This window comes from Microbacterium sp. LMI1-1-1.1, assembly GCF_040815675.1.
Taxonomy (GTDB): Bacteria; Actinomycetota; Actinomycetes; order Actinomycetales; family Microbacteriaceae; genus Microbacterium.
On sequence record NZ_JBFPNN010000008.1, the window covers coordinates 446,865 to 464,129 of the forward strand.

Here is a 17,265-nt window from a genome sequence, read left to right on the forward strand (position 1 = left end):
GTGCCGGCTGCGGCGGAAGCGCGGGTGGCGCGGACGAGTCGGCCCCGCGGGGCGGGGAGGGGACGGGATGCCGGGGCGGTGGCATCCACGTGGGAACGCTCCCAGAAATCCGACTGGTGAGACCGCACTGTTAGCCCTAACATGTTCGGAGAACCATTCACCGGGCCGCCCTCCCGGTGAGCGCGAGCACGTCGCGCACGGTCCGGATTCTGCAGTGACGCAGAAAGGAACGACGATGTCCCGACTTCGTAAGGCGGTCGCCCTCAGCGCGACCGCCGCAGTGATCGCCAGCGGGCTGGCGGTGATCGCCCCGACAGCCGCCTCCGCGGCATCCGCCCTCGACTCCGCCACGGTGCTCGACCTGCCGTTCGACGACGCCCTGACCGACGTCGGGCCGAACAAGATCGCCACCTCGATGCTGCGCGGCCAGGCTGCCTATGTCGCCGGCATCGACGGGCGCGCCCTGAGCCTGACCGGCGACGACGCGGTGAGCCTCGGCACGAGCGCCGCCCTCCAGCCGCAGAACCTGACGCTGTCGTTCTGGTTCAAGCCGGACGGCGCGATGGGGACCGGGGAGCAGGTCTTCACCTGGAACAAGGGTGCCTACAACACCGCCGGGTGGTACCTCACCGCCGAGAACGCGAACACGCCGCTGGCCCTGTCGATCGGCCCCGCGAACCAGCAGCCCTACAAGGTGACGGTCAACGGTCCCCGCGACGCGTTCTTCCCCGCGGGGGAGTGGACGCACGTGGTCGTGACGTACGACCAGGCCTCCAAGGCGGTCACCTTCTTCCGCAACGGCGAGAAGCAGGTGTCGTCCGTCGCCTTCCCGGCCGAGGGATCGGCGACCGGCGTCATCACCTCCGAGACGACGACCACCAAGTCGATCGGCTTCAACGGCCCGCAGTACAACGGCGCCTACGTGCGCGGGGCACTCGACGACTACACGCTGTACAACGCCGTCGCCACGACGGAGGACGTCGTCGCGCTCACCCAGGCCAACAACCCCGCGTTCGATCCCGCCGACGTCGCCGGCCGCGCGCTCGAGCAGGTCACGGTGCCCGCCAGCGCGTCGACGAGCTTCGGGCTTCCGACCACGGGATCCAACGGCAGCACCTTCACGTGGACCTCCTCGAACCCGGCGGTCATCTCGATCGACGGCGGTCAGGTTACCGTCACCCGGCCGAAGGACGCCGCCGCCACCGTCACGCTGACGGCGACCGCCCGGTACGCGGGCAGCACCCCGCGCATCAAGACCTTCCCGGTGGAGGTCGCCCCGCAGGGTGTGGCGACCTCGATCTACGTCGATGACACCGACCTCAACGAGGTCCTGGTCACCGACCCCTACCTGCAGAACAGCAACGCCAAGATGGTGGACTGGCTGCTCACGCTCGACCCGAAGCGCTTCCTCTACTCGTTCGACCAGCTGGCCGGCATCCCCACGACGGCGCAGCCGTACGGCGGATGGGAGCGCACCACGGGGGCGCGCTTCCAGGGCCACTTCTTCGGTCACTTCATGTCGGCGCTGTCGCAGGCGTACTCCACCGAGACCGACGCGGGCCGCAAGGCGCAGCTGCTGCAGAAGCTCACGACGGCGGTCGACGGCCTCGCCGCCGCGCAGGCGGCCTACGCGCAGCGCGACGCCGCGAACGCCGGCTACGTCGCGCCGTTCCCGGTGTCGTACCTGCCGCACGGCAGCGACGGCCTCATCGTGCCGTTCTACAACCTGCACAAGGTGCTCGCCGGTCTCATCGACGCCCACCAGTACGCCCCGAAGGACGTCGCGGACAAGGCGCTGTCGGTCGCGAGCGGCTTCGGCTCCTGGCTCAATGTCTGGGGCTCGCGTCAGGCGAACCCCAGCGCCCTGCTCAGCACCGAGTACGGCGGCATGAACGAGGCGCTGTACGAGCTGTACGCCATCACGGAGAACGACCAGCACAAGAAGGCCGCCGAGCTCTTCGACGAGGTGCAGCTGTTCCGTCAGCTCGCCGCGAACCAGGACGTCCTCGCCGGCAAGCACGCCAACACCACGATCCCGAAGCTGGTCGGCGCCCTCAAGCGCTACACGGTGTTCACCGACAACCCGGCGCTGTACGCACGTCTGACGGATGCCGAGAAGTCCGACCTCGACATGTACCGTCGCGCCGCGGAGAACTTCTGGCAGATGGTGGTCAACGACCACTCCTACATCGGCGGCGGCAACAGCTACTCGGAGCACTTCCAGCAGCCGGGCACGCTGCACGAGTTCGCCACGAACGGCATCACCAACGGCTACGGCGAGCAGTCCACGGTCGAGGGATGCAACGAGTACAACATGCTCAAGCTCACGCACGGCCTGTTCCGCGTGAACCCCGACGTGAAGTACGCGGACTGGTACGAGAACACCTACATCAACACGATCCTCGCGTCGCAGAACCCGGAGACGGGCATGATGACGTACTTCCAGCCGCAGACGGCCGGGTACGCGAAGGTGTTCGGGCGTCCCGTGGACGAGTTCTGGTGCGACCACGGAACGGCGACCGAGAGCTTCACCAAGCTCGGCGACTCGATCTACTTCCGTAAGGGCTCCTCGGTCTACGTCAACATGTTCCGGTCGACGGTCTTCTCGTCCGAGCCGCACAACATGAAGCTCACCCAGACCGCCGACATCCCCAACACCGACACGGCCACCTTCGTCGTCGAGGCGCTGGACGGCGGGACGCTGGCGGAGGGCACCACCCTGCGCCTGCGCGTGCCGTCGTGGTCGCCGAACCCGACGCTGACCGTCAACGGCCAGACGCGTGACGTCGCGGCGGCCACCGACAAGGGCTACGTGGTCGTGCCCGTCGCGGCCGGCGACCGGATCTCGTACACCCTGCCCGCCAAGGTGCAGGTCGAGGCCGGCACCGAGAACCCCAACTGGGTGGCCTTCCGCTACGGCCCGGTCGTCCTGTCCGCGGAGCTGAACCGCACCAACGTCGAGGCCACCAGCCCCGCCGGGATCCTCGTGCGCATGAGCACCGCCGACAAGTCCGTCACCAACAGCGTGCGCGTCGCCGACGTGGAGGCCTTCAAGAAGGACATCGAGAAGAACCTCGTCCGCCGCCCGAACGGCGCGGACAACAACGGCCGCACGGTGATGAAGTTCGGTCTCCAGAACGTGGATGCCGCCTCCGCGGCGCTGACGTTCGAGCCGTACTACAGCATGTACAACGCCCGGTACGCGCTGTACATGAACCTCATCCAGCCCGACTCGGCCGAGGCGCAGGCCCTCATCAAGACGGAGAAGGAGAAGCTGCGCATCGACGAGATGACGGTGGACGCCCTCACGTCGTTCGACAACAACAACAGCGAGGCGGGCAAGAACTACAAGTTCAACCTCTCCTCCGTCGGCGCGCACCTCGGCCAGCAGTACCGCGACGGCCAGCGCTCGGCCGAGGCGTTCTTCCAGTACGACATGGCCGTCGACCCGTCGGCGCCGAAGAACTATCTGGGCGTCCGCTACTTCGGCGGTGACGACGGTCGCACGTTCGACGTCTACATCAACGACGTCAAGCTGAAGAGCGAGCGGATCACCAACGCCAACGGGGCGAACTCGTTCTACGTCCAATACGACGAGATCCCCGCGTCGGCGCTGGCCGACATCGCGGCGAAGGACCGGTACAAGCGCGACCAGGCCGGGAACTACGTCCTCGACGAGGCCGGGAACAAGATCCCGATCATCACGGTGCGCTTCCAGGGCACGGGCGCGAGCTTCGTCGGCGGGGTCTTCGGCGTCTACACGACCACGACCACCTCGTTCGCGACGGACGCCGACCTCAACGCGCTGACGTTCGACGGCGGCACGCTCAGCCCGACGCTGGCCGACGGGACGTACGACTACACCGTGACCGTGCCGCGCGACGCCACCACGGCGACGTTCGACGCGGACCCGGCCACCCCCAGCGGCCTGGTCTACCTCGGCGACATCCTCATCGACGACACCCAGAAGCGGACGGTCCCGCTGGCCGCCGACGGGGCGACGACGGTGACGCTGCGGTCGGTCGCGCAGGACCACACGACGTCGAAGACGTACCGGGTCCAGATCGTGCGGGCCACGGCCCCGGCCCTCAAGGTCGAGGCGACCGCGTCCACGCGGTGCGTGTCGGGCCGCGTGGTGCTGACGGTCACCGTGAAGAACCCCAGCACGGTGCCGGTGTCGCTGCGCATCTCGACGCCGCACGGCGAGAAGACCGTCACCGGTCTCGCCGGCGGGAAGTCGACCAGCCAGGCGTTCACCACCCGTCAGGTGCGGATCGGGGCCGGCCAGGCCACGGTCACCGCGACCGGCACCGTCGACGGGAAGGACGTGACCGCCACCCAGACCGCGGCGTACACCGCCCGCAGCTGCGGCTGATCCCCACCCGGGTGGGTGACGCGCGATGCTCACCTACCCGGGCCAGCCGCACCGACGCCCCGAGGCCCGCCCCCAACGGCCTCGGGGCGTTCTTCGTGCGCGCGGGCGGGGCGGGGCCGGCCCGGGCCGCGGGCCGGGTCCGCAGGGCCGGCGCGAGCGGCGAGATCACGTGATCTCCTCGAGCTCGTGCGTTCTCGCGCCCCCGGACGTGTGCCCTCGGCGAGATCGCGTGATCTCCACGGCGGGAGGGCGGGGGCAGCGTGCGGCGAGGGGGGGGGGTCAGGCGCACCAGTCGGGGCGGGTGCCGGGCACCTCGGCCACGACCTCGCCCGTCGACAGGTCGACCACCGCGGACGTGCGGCCGAGCCATTCCGCGCGCGTCGGATAGCCGTCGATGACGGCGTCGTCGGCGACCGTGCCGACGGCCGCGTGCCGACCGCTCGGCGACACGCAGACCTCCTCTATCCGGGCGCCGGCGTCGGCGTCGAACACGCGCCGGACGACGCCGCCCGCGCGACGGTCGACCGTGTCGGCGGTCCAGGCGATCGACGTCTCGGGCGACAGCAGCAGCGACCCGGCGGCGAGGTCGTCCGACGCGTCGGTGCCGGCCGGCGTCGTCGTCGCCGTGGTGAGGTCCAGCACGGTCGTGCCCTCCGGCGTCTCGACGACGAGCGAGGTGGTCCCCGGCAGCACGCCGCGCAGCGTCCCGACCTCGCCGAGCAGGCGCGGGGCCGCGACCCCGGTGGCATCCACCAGGCTCATGGTGCCCGTCGGGGCCTGCGCGACGAGGTACGTGCTGCCCGGCACGAAGAACCACGCGTCGGCCTGGAGCGGGATGCCGTCGACGCCGAGGACCGCCTGCGCCGCGGCGTCGGGGTCGGCGGGGTCGATCGTGAAGAGGGTGCTGAGGTGCTGCTGCCCGTCCGTGCCGGACCCGGTGAAGACGAACCCGACGCGCCCCGCGTCGGCGGAGCTGCGCAGCAGGCCGAGGGTGCCGTCGCCGGGGAGCGCGAGCGGGATCGTCGAGAGGCCGTCGCCGCCGTGGACGAGCGAGGCGCGTCCGGTGTCGTCGAGGACGGCGGCGACCACGCCGGCGCCGTCGTCGGTGTACTCCTGGATCCGCGGCGCCGCGAGGACGGTGGTCTCCTGGCCGCTCGACAGGTCGTGGCGCACGATGCGGTCGTCTCCGCCGTCGCGGGCGAACGCGCCGCCCCGGACGAGGGAGGTCACGGACAGCGACGGGGTCGTGAAGGCGAGCTCGGCGGCATCCACCGCTCCCGTCGTGCGGCTGCGCAGGGCCGGGACGATGAGGCGGTAGTCGCGGGCGAAGTCGACCGTCCCGGGGAAGGTGACGCGCAGGGAGGAGCCGGACACGTCGACGTCGATCGGCACCTCCGGTTCCACGCGCACTCCGTCGGCGCTGCGTCCGTCGAGGGGCTGGTCGGCGCGCAGGACGAGGGTCACGCCGGAGCGCTCCACGAGCAGGTCGGTGTCGCCGTCGATCCCGCGCACGCGGGGTCCGCGCTCGAGGGCCGCGGCGCCGAGCGCGACGCTGACCGCCGTCAGGCAGGAGACGACGGCGACACCGGCGAGGGTGAACCGCCGGCGGGCGGAGGGGGCGCGCCGCTCAGGAGAGGTAGGGGTCATCGGGCTCCTCCACGACCTCGACGGCGTCCGGATGCAACAGGGTCGCCCCTGCGACGTCGGCGAAGGTCCCCGTGACGCGCACCCACGATCCGGAGGCCAGACCGTCCGGCAGGTCCGCGGCGACGACGGGCACGGCGAACAGCTGCGCGTCCACCGTGCAGCAGGTGACGGCGTAGCGTCCCAGACGCGCCGACCCGTCGTCGCCGACGAGGACGAAGGCGGTGATGTCGGCCTGCTGTCCGACGAGGTCGTCGGCCGTGGCGCCGCCGCCGAGGATGGTGGCCCAGTCCCGCACCGAGAACCCGGTGGGGTCGCTGCCGAGGAGCGCGGGGCGGGGCACGTCGCCGCCGCCGTCGGCCGCGGTCGCCGTCGTGAGGGCGCGCTCCGCGCTGAGGGTTGCGGGCGGGACGACCAGGAGGGCCACGGTCGCGGCGACGACGAGGGCGGCGAGGCCCGTCGCCGCAGCCCGGCCGCGGACGGTGCGCCACAGGTGGGAGGGATGCCGCTCCGCCCGGCCACCGTGAGCGTGGGCGCCGTGGTCGTGCTGGTGGTCGTTCTGGTGCTCGTGCGTGTGGTCGTGGTCGTGCCCGTCCTCGGTCCCGCCGCGACCGCCCGCCGCCGCGTACCAGACCGACGCGAGGAACAGCCCGGCGCCGAGCACGCTGAGGACGACGGTGAAGAGCACGTACCGCGGGTGGATGTAGAGGGTGAGGTCGCCGGTGACGGCCAGCGCGAGCGTCGCGATCAGGCCGACCGCGCACAGCGCGAGTCCGGCCCAGCGGGAGAGGACGTCAGACAAGGGCGTTCACCGCCAGTCCGAGGGTGAGCGCGCCCAGGGCGACGACGAGGGTGACGCCCGCCAGCGCGCGGACCCGGAACGTCGTCGACAGCATCACGAGCATCTTCACGTCGATCATCGGCCCGAACACGAGGAACGCGACCAGGGCGCCCGGCGAGAACGACGACGCCAACGACAGCGCGAAGAACGCGTCCACGTTGGAGCAGATGGCGATGACGAACGCGAGGAGGAGGAGGGCCAGGATGCCGTAGACCGGATGCCCGCCGATCGACGTGAGCGTGTCGCGCGAGATGGCCACCTGGATGAGGCCCGCCACGGCGGCGCCGAGGAACAGCGCCGGCAGCATGGCCGAGACCTCGCTGCGGAACAGGCCCGCGGCCCGACGGAGGGTCGGGGCCGAGGTGGCGGAGGACGCGCTCGCGCACGCCGCGGCCCAGACCGGGGTGAGCAGGCGGTCCGGGTCGGGGTGCAGGCTGACGAGCCAGCCCACGAGGTTGGCCAGGACGAAGCCGCCGACGAGGCGGGACACCAGGATGCCGTCGTTCCAGCCGAACGCCTGGTACGTGGTGATGAGGGTGACGGGGTTGAGGATGGGGGCGGCGAGCAGGAACGTCGCCGCGTCGGCGACCGAGAACCCGCGCACCATGAGTCCGCGGGCGAGGGGCACGTTGCCGCACTCGCACACGGGCAGCACGACGCCGAGGAGCGACAGGACCGCGCGCCGCGCGAAGCCGGCGCGGGGGACGACGGCATCCATCACCCGGGTCGGCACCCAGAGCTGCACCGCGATCGAGACCATGACGCCGAGGAAGACGAACGGCAGCGACTCGACGATGACGCTCGCCGCGAGCGTGACACCGTCCGACAGGGCGCTCGGCAGCGGGGAGTCCGCGTCGATGGAGACGGCCCGCACGAGGACGGCGGCGGTGAGCACCGCCCCCACCGTCAGGAGGATCCGTCGCGCGCGCGGCGTCGCACCGGCGCGCGGGGGCGCCGGGGTCGGGCGGGTCATCGTGGTGGGCATCGTCGCTCTCCTCGCCGGGGGAGCTCGTCGCGGCCCGGGGTCTCGCGGCGGCGCTCCCGCGTCGCGATGGAGTTATGTTACCGATAACGCTCGACCCCGGCAACGCGCCCGACGGTCTCTCCGCCCGCGGCTCGGCCGTGCGGGGCGGGGGGCGGGGTGGGCGTGTCCCACTTTGTGCAGGTTTGGCCGGCCGGGGTCGCACATTTCGGGACACGCCTGGTGGACCACCGGCGAGTCCGGCCGTGCGGGGCGCGATTCGTGCACCGGGGCGGTCGGTGGTCGCCCCGGTGCACGGCTCGCGCCCCGTACGCCGGTCGGGATGCCTCAGGCCTCGAGCACCAGCCACCCCCGCGGCGGCAGCGCGGCGCGGCCGTCCGCCACGGCCCCCTCGCCCGCGACGACGGTGGCCCCGTCCGCGACCGGCAGAGAGGCGGGGGCGTCGTCGATGTTGAGCGCGACGACGACGGCGTCGTCGCCGACGGCGGTCCGCAGGGACAGGGCCGTGTTCGTCACCTCCACGACGTCCGTGTGTGCGCGCCAGAGCCACGGCTTGCGGCGACGCAGGGCGATGAGCGCGCGATGCGCGTCGAGGATACGCAGCGCGGACGGGTCCAGCTCCTCGTCGCGCGGCGGGGCGGCGGGGAACTCCGGCCGCACCGCGTCGTCGCCGCCGATCCGCTCTTCTTTCACGCCGGTCCAGCCCAGTTCGTCGCCGCCGTACACGGACGGGGTGCCCGCGACGGTGAACAGCACCGCGAGCGCGTGCGGCACCAGGTCCGGGCCGATCGCCGAGGCGATACGGGTCACGTCGTGGTTGCCGACGAAGGTCTGCGGCACGAACGTGGCCAGCAGCTGGTCGTTGCGCTCGACCGCGTGGCTGAGCTCGAAGAAGTTGCGGTCGGCGATGCCGTGCCAGATCCCCTGCCACAGCTCGTACTGGGTGAGCGCGTCGATCGTCGACGTGCGCACGATGTCCGCGGCCTCGCCGTGGATCACCTCGCCGAGGAACCACGCGTCGGGGAACCGCTCGCGCACTCGGGGCAGCACCTGCGCCCAGAAGTCCGCGGGCACCGCGTAGGCGGCATCCAATCGCCATCCGTCGACGCCCCGTTCGAGCCAGTGGCACATCACGTCGACGACGAGGTCGACGACCGCGGGGGAGGAGTGGTCGAGCGCGACCAGGGCGTCGTGACCCTCGAACACATCGGCCTCGACGCGGCCGTCGACCCGCCGGGCGCGGAAGAGCCCCGGGTCGTCGCCGCCGTCCGCGAACGCCCGGAACGCCGGGTGGCCGCGTCCGACGTGGTTGAACACCCCGTCGAGCAGGACCCGGATGCCGCGCGCGTGCGCCCCGTCGACGAGACGGCGCAGATCGTCCTCGTCGCCCAGGCGGGGGTCGATGCGGAAGTGGTCGACCGTGTCGTATCCGTGCGTCTCGGCGGCGAACACGGGGCCGAGCAGGAGGCCGTTCAGACCCAGGCCGATCACGTGGTCCAGCCACGGCTCGAGGCGGTCCAGCCGGTGCTCGGGAGCGGCATCCGGGTCCACGTCGTCGCGGATCGGCGCCCCCACGAACCCCAACGGGTACACGTGCCACCACATGACGTGCTCGGGCCAAGCGGGCATCGGGTCTCCTTCGTCTCGGGCTCTCGACGCTATCGAGCGGCCCCGACATGGCCGCGGGGGGTTGCGGCCCGCGGGCGCCGAGCCCGTCTGCCGTTGGCCCCTCGCCGTGACTTGGCGCAGATGTACGCCGCGGGCTGTCGGCAGTGTGCATTTGCGGCAAGTCAACGCCACAACGCAGCGCTGCGTCGGTCCCGCGGCGGCGGGGGAGGAGATGTCGGCAGCGGAGGAGGGAGGGGGGTGGATGCCTCTTCCCTTCGCCGCATCTCCTCCCGCGGCCCCGCCGGGTCGAGCGGAGTCAGGCCACCCGCGCCCAGCCGTCGCCGCGGCGCTCGATCGCCCCGGCGGCGGCGAACGCGTCGAGCCACCCGCCCATCGGCCACTCGCCCCACCGCCGGTGGAACGCGGCGCCGTTGCGGAGGATGTCGTCGAGGTGCCGCCACGGCGGCGAGGACACCGGATGCCACTGGTGGTACGCGTGGGCCCCGCCCACCCAGCGCAGCTCGATGCCGGCGGCGCGGGCGGTCCAGGCCAGGTCGGTGTCCTCGGCCCCGTAGCCCTCGTAGCCGTCGTGGAAGCCGCCGAGGCGGCGCCAGGTCGCGGGGGTGACCGCGAACGACAGCGACCAGAACAAGGCGTACTCGTCGGGGGTCGCCACGCGGACCTCGCCGTCCGCGGGCAGGGGACGGGCGCGGTGCGGGCGGGTGTGGCCGGGCAGCTCGGCGGCCGTGGACGGCCGCTGCACGCTCGTCAGGTACGTCACCGGGCCCGACAGCAGCGCGTCGGGCGCCGCGGCGGCTGCGGCCCGGTAGCGCGGCAGCAGGTCGGCCCCGGGGAGGCAGTCGACGTCGAGGAATACGAGGAGGTCGGCGCCCGCGGCGAGGGCGGCCGCGGCCGCGCGGTTGCGCCCCTCGCCGACCCGGAGCCCGTGCGGGCCGGGCGGGACGTGGAGGGTGAGGGCGGCGGCATCCAGGGTCTCGTCCGGCAGGGTCCCGTCCGGCAGGGTCTCGTCGAGCCAGACCTCCACGCGCAGCGCCTCGGGCGCCACCTCGGCGAGGACGCGCCGCTGACGCTCGAGGTGCTCGCGGCGCGCGGCGGAGGCGACGGTCAGGACGGCGGTCGTGCTCACGGCAGCATCGCCTCGACGGCCTCCGCGAACCGGCGCGCCGCCCCCGCGACCTGCCAGCGGGACCAGTCCGGGGCGTCCCCGGCGGCGCCCTCGACGTGCGCGACGAGCTCGTCGGCCGACACGTCCGCGGGGGCCACGCGCGCCAGACCCGCGCTCCGCAGGGCGTCGGCGGTCCGCTGCTGCTCGTCGAAGGGGCGCTCCTGCGCGATGACGACCGCCCGGGCGCCCGCGGCGGCGAGGTCGGCCACGCTGTTCTGCCCGGCCGCGCTCACCACGACCGTGCGCGAGGACAGCAGCGGCCACGGATCGTCGACCCGGGACGCGGCGTCGTGCCCGATGGCATCCACCGTCCAGCCCCGGGCGGACAGCGCGGCGGCGGCGGTCGCGCGCACCTCGGGCTCCAGGGTCCGGCCCAGGAAGAGCACCGACCGGCCGGGGAGGGGGAGGGATGCCGCCCGCCCGTCGTACCGCGAGATGCCGCCGGTCCACACGACGCGGTCGCCGCGGTCGGCCAGGGCTGCGGACGGCACGATGCCGTGCGCCCAGGGGGCCAGGATGCGGTCGGCCAGGTCGTATGCGAGGGCGTGCGGGGCGTCGGTGCGGTCGCCGGGCTGGGTCACCACGACCGTCCGCAGGCCCAGCAGCCGGGCGAACACGGCGACCTCGGCGCTGACGTCCGCGACGAGGACGCGCAGGTCGCGGGCGACGGCCGCGTCGGCGATCCGGGCGAGCCGGGCGCGATGGCCGGGGTGACCGTGCGGCGCCCAGTGCAGGTGGCCGCGCGCGGTGGGATCGGCCTCGCGGGGGTCGCAGAGCGACCCGTCGGGCTGCACGACGACGTCCGCGTCCGGAGGCAGCTGCGTCCACGGCACGGACCCGTCGAGACCGGCCGGCCGCGGCAGGGACGAGAACGCCGCGACGGGGACGCGCAGGTGCGGCTGCACCGCGAGGAAGCGCGAGAGGTGTCCGTACCCGTGGTGGTGGACGTACCAGCCGATCACCAGGACACCGCGGGCGCGCGGCGCACGGGCACCGGCTGCGTGGCGGTGTGCGCCAGCACCCGCTCCACCTCGCGGTACCGGCCGGCCAGGGAGTGCGCGCGCACGGCGGCGCGGCGCGTCCACACGCGGGTCAGCGGCTCGCGCTGCGCCTGCCGGGCGAGGTCGGCGGCCGCGGCGGCCAGTCCCCCCACGTCGCCGGGGGTCACCACGGCCGCAGCCGGGGCGCCGGCGAGCACCTCGGAGACGCCGCCGATGTCGAAGGCGGCCACGGGTGTGCCGGTGGCCAGGGCCTCTGCGATGACGAGGCCGAACGGCTCCTCCCACATGGGCGTCACGAGCGCGACGGCCGACTCGCCGACCAGGCGGCACAGATCCGGCTGGCGGAGGGCCCCCACGTAGCGCGCGCGCTCGTCCAGCAGCGGCCGCACCATGTGCTCGTAGTAGTCGACGTCGCCGATGCGCCCGGCCACGACGATCTCGGCCCCGGCCAGCCGAGCGGCCTCGATCGCCAGGTGCGGCGCCTTCTCGGGGACGATGCGCCCGGACCAGACCCAGCGGGTACCGCCGGGTCCCCGCGTCCAGCGGTCCGTGTCGATCCCGTTCGGGAAGACGAACGCGTCCACGCCCTCGGCCGACCACGCCTGTGCGGTCGCCTGGCTGACGGCGACGAACCGGTGCGCGTGGTCGATCACCCGTGCGGCCGCGTCCAGCATCGGCTCGAGCGGCGGGGTGTGGAGCGTCGTCACGACGGGGATGCCGGCCTCGCGGCTCCACAGGATCGGCTCGCCGTGGAGGCTGTGGTTGTCGACCACGTCGAAGAGGTGGCGGTCCGCCTGCAGCCGCAGGAGCGCCGCCTCCATGGCGCTGCTCAGCCGGTCGGCGTACCCGGGCGGGTACATCGTGTCGGAGGCGTCGGCCCGCCGGTCCCAGGTCGGCACGGGCAGCCGGAACTCCGGGACGTCGCCGAGGAAGTCGGAGCCGTCCGCCGCCACCAGCGTCACCTCGTGGCCGCGCGCCCGCAGCCAGCGGACGCGGTCCCACACGACCGCCTCGAGCCCGCCCGCGTGCGGCTGGCGGAGGGGGTATCGCGAGGGGGCGACGACGAGGACGCGGAGGCGCCGCGAGCCGCGGATCACGCGGCGTCCTTCGCGGCCAGCGCCCGGCGGTACAGGGCGACGTGCGCGTCGCGGACGGCGTCGAGCTCCTCGCGGCGCTCGTCGCGGCGCCGGGCCACCTCGGCGGCGCGCCGCGGCGATCCGGGCGTCGACCACGCGGGGGCGATCGCGTCGATGATCGCGCGCTCCAGCGACAGCGGGTCGCCGACGGCGAAGGCGTGGTAGTCCTCGGGGTGCTGCGCGGCCATGTGGCCCACGCGCGTCCCGACGACCGGCACGGCGAGGTCGTAGCAGAGCTCGGCCCAGCCGGACTGCGTCCCGTGCCGGTAGGGCAGCAGGCACGCGTCGAGGTCGGCGAGCCAGGCGGACAGCTCGGCGTCGCCCAGGCGCGGCCCCCGTTCGACGGCGACTCCCTCCGTGTCGGCGACGAGGAGCTCGATGGATGCCGCCGCGTCGGCGTCGCGCACCTTCTCGTTCATTCGGACGACCCCCTCCACATGGGCTCCCTGGGCGCGCAGGTCGGCGATGGCCCGCACCAGCGTCGCGGTGGTGCCGACGCCGTCGATGTTGGGACGCAGGTCGCGGAGGTGGACGCCGATCCGGGTCACGCGTCGCGCGGTTCCGGTCGGGGCCTCCTCGGCGAGCAGCGTGGGGTGGGGGAGCACCGTGGTCGCACGGTGGAAGACGCGTCGCACCTCGGCGTCGACCGTCGGGGTGAGGGAGATGAGCTCGTCGGCCGCGCCGATCACGACGTCGAGGGCCGCGCGGTGGGCCTCCTGCGTCTCCAGCTGCGGGTTCTCGAGATCGTGCACCGTGTAGACGAGGGGCAGGCCGAGCAGTCTCATCGTCGCGACCGCAGCCGACAGCTCCTCGGGGGAGTACGACTCGAGACCGAAGTGCAGGTGCACGAGGTCGATCCCGGCCGCGTGCGCCTCGAGCCACGAGGGGAGCAGCACCTGCGGCGGCCACCACTGGCCCGGCTCGGCCCCGGGCGGCGGGGGATCGGCCAGCAGCGCGACACGCGCAGGGTCGGTCACCGCCCGGACGTACGGGTGGGCTGCGGGGACCGCGGCGACCCGGACAGGCGGGATGAGTGGTGCGTCGATCTCTTCTCCTCCTCGTCATGCTGGCTCCGGCGGTGCGCTACCGCATCGCCGAGGCGTTCGCAATGCAACGGGGCGGTTGGGAGCGCGAAACGGCCGACGGCTACGTTCACATCATGGGTGGCGAGAGGATCGGGCCGGGAAGCCTTGCGGAGCACGGCGAGGCGGTGATAGCGAGACGCCGGCATTATGCGGTCTTCTACGGCGACGAGGCGCCTCCTGCGGGATATGGCCTGGTCGTCGGCAATTGCCAGGCGGAGTCGCTGCGTCTGATCGTGTCGTCCGATGCCCTCCCCGGCGTCCGCGTCCCCGCCGTCCACGAGCTGACCCCCGAGGACGCCGTTCACCTCCACCGCCTGCTCGCGGGCGCGTCCTGGCTCGTCGCGCAGCCCATCCGCGACGACTACCTCGGCCTGCCGCTCGGCACCGCGCAGCTGCGCGCGGCCCTGCCGTCGCACGCCCGCTCGCTCACCGTGCCGATCGTCCGCTTCGGGGGCCTCTACCCGTTCCAGGCGGCCATCCGCGTGCCGGGCGTCGACGAGGACCCGCCCCTCGTGGCCTACCACGACGTGCGCGTCCTGGCCGAGGCCGCCGGCCTCCCCGTCGCCCGGGAGCTGTCCCGCGACGGCGTCCGGGAGGTCGCGGCCGCGTCCGTCGCGGAACTGCGCCGCCGCGAGGCTCTCGGCATCGACATCGTGGCATCCGACCTGCTGTCTCCGGTCGTGGTGGACCTCGCCCGCACCGTCAACCACCCGGGGAACGCGATCTGGATGCCGCTGGGCGACCGCGTGGTCGCCGCGCTCGGGGCGCCGGGTACGGCCGTCGACCCCGGGCGGCCCATCCTCGCGGGGGTGCGGGCGCCCCTGGAGCCCTGGGTGCTCGACGCGTGGGACCTCGACGACGCCCCGCGACCGGACTGGATCGTCGCGGGGGAGGAGCTGTCGGTCGAGGCCGTCCGGTCGGCGCACCTCGAGTGGTACGCCGCGCACCCCGCGTTCGTCGCCGCCGCGATGGAGCGTCTCGCCCCGCTGATCGCCCGATGGAGAGCGGCGTGAGCGGCACCGCCGAGTCGGGGTCGTCCGTCCTCCCCGAGCTCGCGCCCCCGGTCCTCCTGACGCATCCCGGCCCCCACGGCGTCGCCGTGTACGCCCGGGAGATCGCGGCCGAGGTGGTGGGCCTCGACCCGCGGGCCCGCGTGATCGCGCCGGACGGGCTCGCGTCGCTGCCGCCCGGCACACCCGTGCACGCCCACGTCACCGACCGGCTGTGGGGCACCTCGCCCGAGGAGGCCGCGACGGTCATCGAGGCCCTGGCGCGGCGGCATCCCCTCTCCGTCACTCTGCACGACGTGCCGCAGGAGTCCGACGGCGAACGCAACCGGCCGCGCCGCCGGGCGTTCTACCGGTCCGTCGTCCGGGCCGCTCGCGGCGTGGCCGTCAACAGCGCGCACGAGCGGGCGCTGCTCGCCGAGGAGGACGTGTGGGACGGGCCGGTCGCGGTCGTCCCCCTCCCCGTGGATGCCACCCCGTCCCTGCCCGCGCCGCCGCCCGACGGGTCGGTGGGCGTGCTCGGCTACTTCTACCCCGGCAAGGGGCACGACGAGGCGCTCGCGGCGGCGGTCGCCGCGGGCGTGCCGCGCGTGAGCGTGCTCGGACGCGCGTCGGACGGGCACGCGGGCGACCTGGAGGCGTTCGTCCGCCGTGCCGCGGCGGCCGGCGTGGACGTCGAGGTGACCGGGTGGCTCGACGACGCGGCGATGGCCGCGCGGGCCCGCGCCGTCGCCGTGCCGGTGATCGCCCACCGTCACGTCTCGGCGTCCGGCTCGTTGGCGTCGTGGATCGGGTGGGGCCGCGCGCCGCTGGCCGTCCGGAACCGCTACGTGGACGAGATGGCGGAGCTGCGACCGGGGACTCTCCGGCCCGTCGAGCCCGATGCCCTCGCGTCGGAGGTGCGGGGCGCCGTCGCCGAGCCGGGACGCACGTGGCACGGCATCCATCCGCTCCCGCACGGACGCGCGGACGCCGCGGACGCGTACCTCCGCTGGTGGGCGGAAGGTCTCGCGTGAACCGGCCGGACGATGGCGCGGGGTGGGTTCCCGGGCACCCGTGGGTCCCCGGGAACCGCTGGGACCTCGTCGCCGGGGTCGAGCCGGTCCCGCCGCGGGTGAGCGTCATCGTGACGCACTACGACCAGCCGGAGGAGCTCGCCCGCACCCTCGCAGCCCTGCGGCGACAGGACCACCCGCGGGACCTGCTCGAGATCGTCGTCGCGGACGACGGCTCCCCGATCGCCCCCGTCGTGCCCGACGACGTGCTCCTCGTGCGGCAGGAGGACCGGGGGTTCCGGGCCGCCGCCGCGCGGAACCTCGGTGCGGCCGCCGCGACCGGGGACGTGCTGTGCTTCCTCGACGCGGACACCGCGCCCGAGCCCGGATACGTGCGCGCCCTGAGCCGCCTGCCCGCGCTCCTGCCCGAGGCGGTGACGGTCGGTCGCCGCCGTCACGCCGATCTCGCTGGGGTCGCGCCGGACGCGCCGCTCGCGGAGGTGGGACCGGCCCGGGAACTGCCGGAGCCGGACTGGCTGCGCGACGCCTACGCCCGCAGCGGCGACCTGCTGCACGCCGACGACCGCTCGTACCGCTTCGTCATCAGCGCCGTGCTCGCCTGCTCCCGTGCGCTGTTCGACGAGGTCGGCGGCTTCGACGAGGGCTTCACCTCCTACGGCGGCGAGGACTGGGAGTGGGCGCACCGGGCGTGGCAGGCCGGCGCGGTGCTCGCGCACGTGCCGGCGGCGGTCGCCTGGCACGACGGACCGGACTGGGCCGGGCGTTCGAGCGAGGACCGGGCCCGCGAGGGTAACCGGCAGACGCTTCGCCTGGCCGACGCGATCCCCCTCGACGGCTCGCGCGGGCGCGCGGTGATGCCCGCCGTGCCCGATCTCGTCGTGCACCTGACGGGGGACCCGTCGCCGGCGGCGGCGTTCCTGTGCGTCGACGCCGTGCTCGCGGCCTTCCCCCGGGCGACGGTGGTGCTGGACGCCGAACCGTCGCCGCCTCTCGCCGCGGACCCGCGGGTGCTCGTCGCCGCGGACCCGCGGCTGCGCCGGGCCGCCGACGGCCTCCCCGACGCGCGCGTCGTCCTGCGGCTGGACCGGGCCGTCGCGATCGACGGGGCGGACGAGCTGGCGGCGCGACTGTCCGCGCTGGGGCAGGGGTCCGAGGGCGGATTCGAGCTGCGGGCCGCGGACGGCGCGCCGGTCGGTGCCGCGACCTCGCGCCGCGCGCGGCGCCGTGCGACCCGGTGGGGGACCGACGCGGGGTTCACGACCGGGACGCTCACGGCATCCGGTGTCCACGTGCTGCGGGAGGAGCCGCACCTGGAGGCCTGGGTCGGCGGCTGGGGCGGCGTCGACCGCTGGACCTGACGTCCGCGGCCCCCCGGTCGCCGCGG

General features: G+C 74.0%; 12 protein-coding genes. 4 read left to right on the forward strand and 8 right to left on the reverse strand.

Features of this window, described 5'->3' with window-relative positions:
* The first annotated feature begins 235 nt into the window (after positions 1-235).
* Positions 236-4,375: a beta-L-arabinofuranosidase domain-containing protein gene (locus tag MRBLMI1_RS11655; RefSeq protein ID WP_367732963.1), complete on the forward strand. Its 4,140-nt coding sequence runs from the start codon at positions 236-238 to the stop codon at positions 4,373-4,375.
* 279 nt (positions 4,376-4,654) lie between these two features.
* On the opposite strand, the gene MRBLMI1_RS11660 is transcribed toward MRBLMI1_RS11655, so the two are convergent.
* From MRBLMI1_RS11660 to MRBLMI1_RS11695, 8 genes are all read right to left on the reverse strand, one after another.
* Positions 4,655-6,022 carry a hypothetical protein gene (locus MRBLMI1_RS11660; protein WP_367732965.1) on the reverse strand — a complete coding sequence of 456 codons (1,368 nt, stop codon included), beginning with the start codon at positions 6,020-6,022 and terminating at the stop codon, positions 4,655-4,657.
* Positions 6,003-6,821 (reverse strand): TIGR03943 family putative permease subunit, encoded by an 819-nt coding sequence (locus MRBLMI1_RS11665; protein WP_367732967.1) that lies wholly within the window; start codon positions 6,819-6,821, stop codon positions 6,003-6,005. Before MRBLMI1_RS11665 ends, MRBLMI1_RS11660 begins: the two co-directional genes overlap by 20 nt.
* The gene (locus MRBLMI1_RS11670; protein WP_367732970.1) at positions 6,814-7,845 is read right to left on the reverse strand and encodes a permease; all 1,032 of its coding nucleotides are present in this window, start codon (positions 7,843-7,845) and stop codon (positions 6,814-6,816) included. The genes MRBLMI1_RS11665 and MRBLMI1_RS11670 overlap by 8 nt, the downstream gene beginning before the upstream one ends.
* Positions 7,846-8,169: 324 nt before the next feature.
* Positions 8,170-9,471 (reverse strand): alpha-amylase family glycosyl hydrolase, encoded by a 1,302-nt coding sequence (locus tag MRBLMI1_RS11675; RefSeq protein ID WP_367732972.1) that lies wholly within the window; start codon positions 9,469-9,471, stop codon positions 8,170-8,172.
* A 295-nt stretch (positions 9,472-9,766) separates the two neighbouring features.
* Positions 9,767-10,597 (reverse strand): glycosyltransferase family 2 protein, encoded by an 831-nt coding sequence (locus MRBLMI1_RS11680; protein ID WP_367732976.1) that lies wholly within the window; start codon positions 10,595-10,597, stop codon positions 9,767-9,769.
* Positions 10,594-11,598 carry a glycosyltransferase gene (locus MRBLMI1_RS11685; protein WP_367732978.1) on the reverse strand — a complete coding sequence of 335 codons (1,005 nt, stop codon included), beginning with the start codon at positions 11,596-11,598 and terminating at the stop codon, positions 10,594-10,596. The genes MRBLMI1_RS11680 and MRBLMI1_RS11685 overlap by 4 nt, the downstream gene beginning before the upstream one ends.
* Complete coding sequence (locus MRBLMI1_RS11690; protein WP_367732980.1) at positions 11,595-12,734, reverse strand: glycosyltransferase; 1,140 nt, start codon at positions 12,732-12,734, stop codon at positions 11,595-11,597. Before MRBLMI1_RS11690 ends, MRBLMI1_RS11685 begins: the two co-directional genes overlap by 4 nt.
* Positions 12,731-13,750: a glycosyltransferase gene (locus tag MRBLMI1_RS11695; RefSeq protein ID WP_367732986.1), complete on the reverse strand. Its 1,020-nt coding sequence runs from the start codon at positions 13,748-13,750 to the stop codon at positions 12,731-12,733. The genes MRBLMI1_RS11690 and MRBLMI1_RS11695 overlap by 4 nt, the downstream gene beginning before the upstream one ends.
* 56 nt (positions 13,751-13,806) lie before the next feature.
* Here MRBLMI1_RS11695 and MRBLMI1_RS11700 point away from each other — a divergent pair, with 56 nt between their 5' ends.
* The 3 genes from MRBLMI1_RS11700 to MRBLMI1_RS11710 are packed head-to-tail and all read left to right on the forward strand — an operon-like array spanning position 13,807 to position 17,239.
* Positions 13,807-14,871, forward strand: a complete 1,065-nt coding sequence (locus tag MRBLMI1_RS11700; RefSeq protein ID WP_367732988.1) for a WcbI family polysaccharide biosynthesis putative acetyltransferase — start codon at positions 13,807-13,809, stop codon at positions 14,869-14,871.
* The gene (locus MRBLMI1_RS11705; RefSeq protein WP_367732990.1) at positions 14,868-15,881 is read left to right on the forward strand and encodes a glycosyltransferase; all 1,014 of its coding nucleotides are present in this window, start codon (positions 14,868-14,870) and stop codon (positions 15,879-15,881) included. The genes MRBLMI1_RS11700 and MRBLMI1_RS11705 overlap by 4 nt, the downstream gene beginning before the upstream one ends.
* A complete protein-coding gene (locus MRBLMI1_RS11710) occupies positions 15,878-17,239 on the forward strand; it encodes a glycosyltransferase (RefSeq protein WP_367732993.1) in 1,362 nt (453 codons plus the stop codon). The genes MRBLMI1_RS11705 and MRBLMI1_RS11710 overlap by 4 nt, the downstream gene beginning before the upstream one ends.
* Positions 17,240-17,265 lie beyond the last annotated feature (26 nt).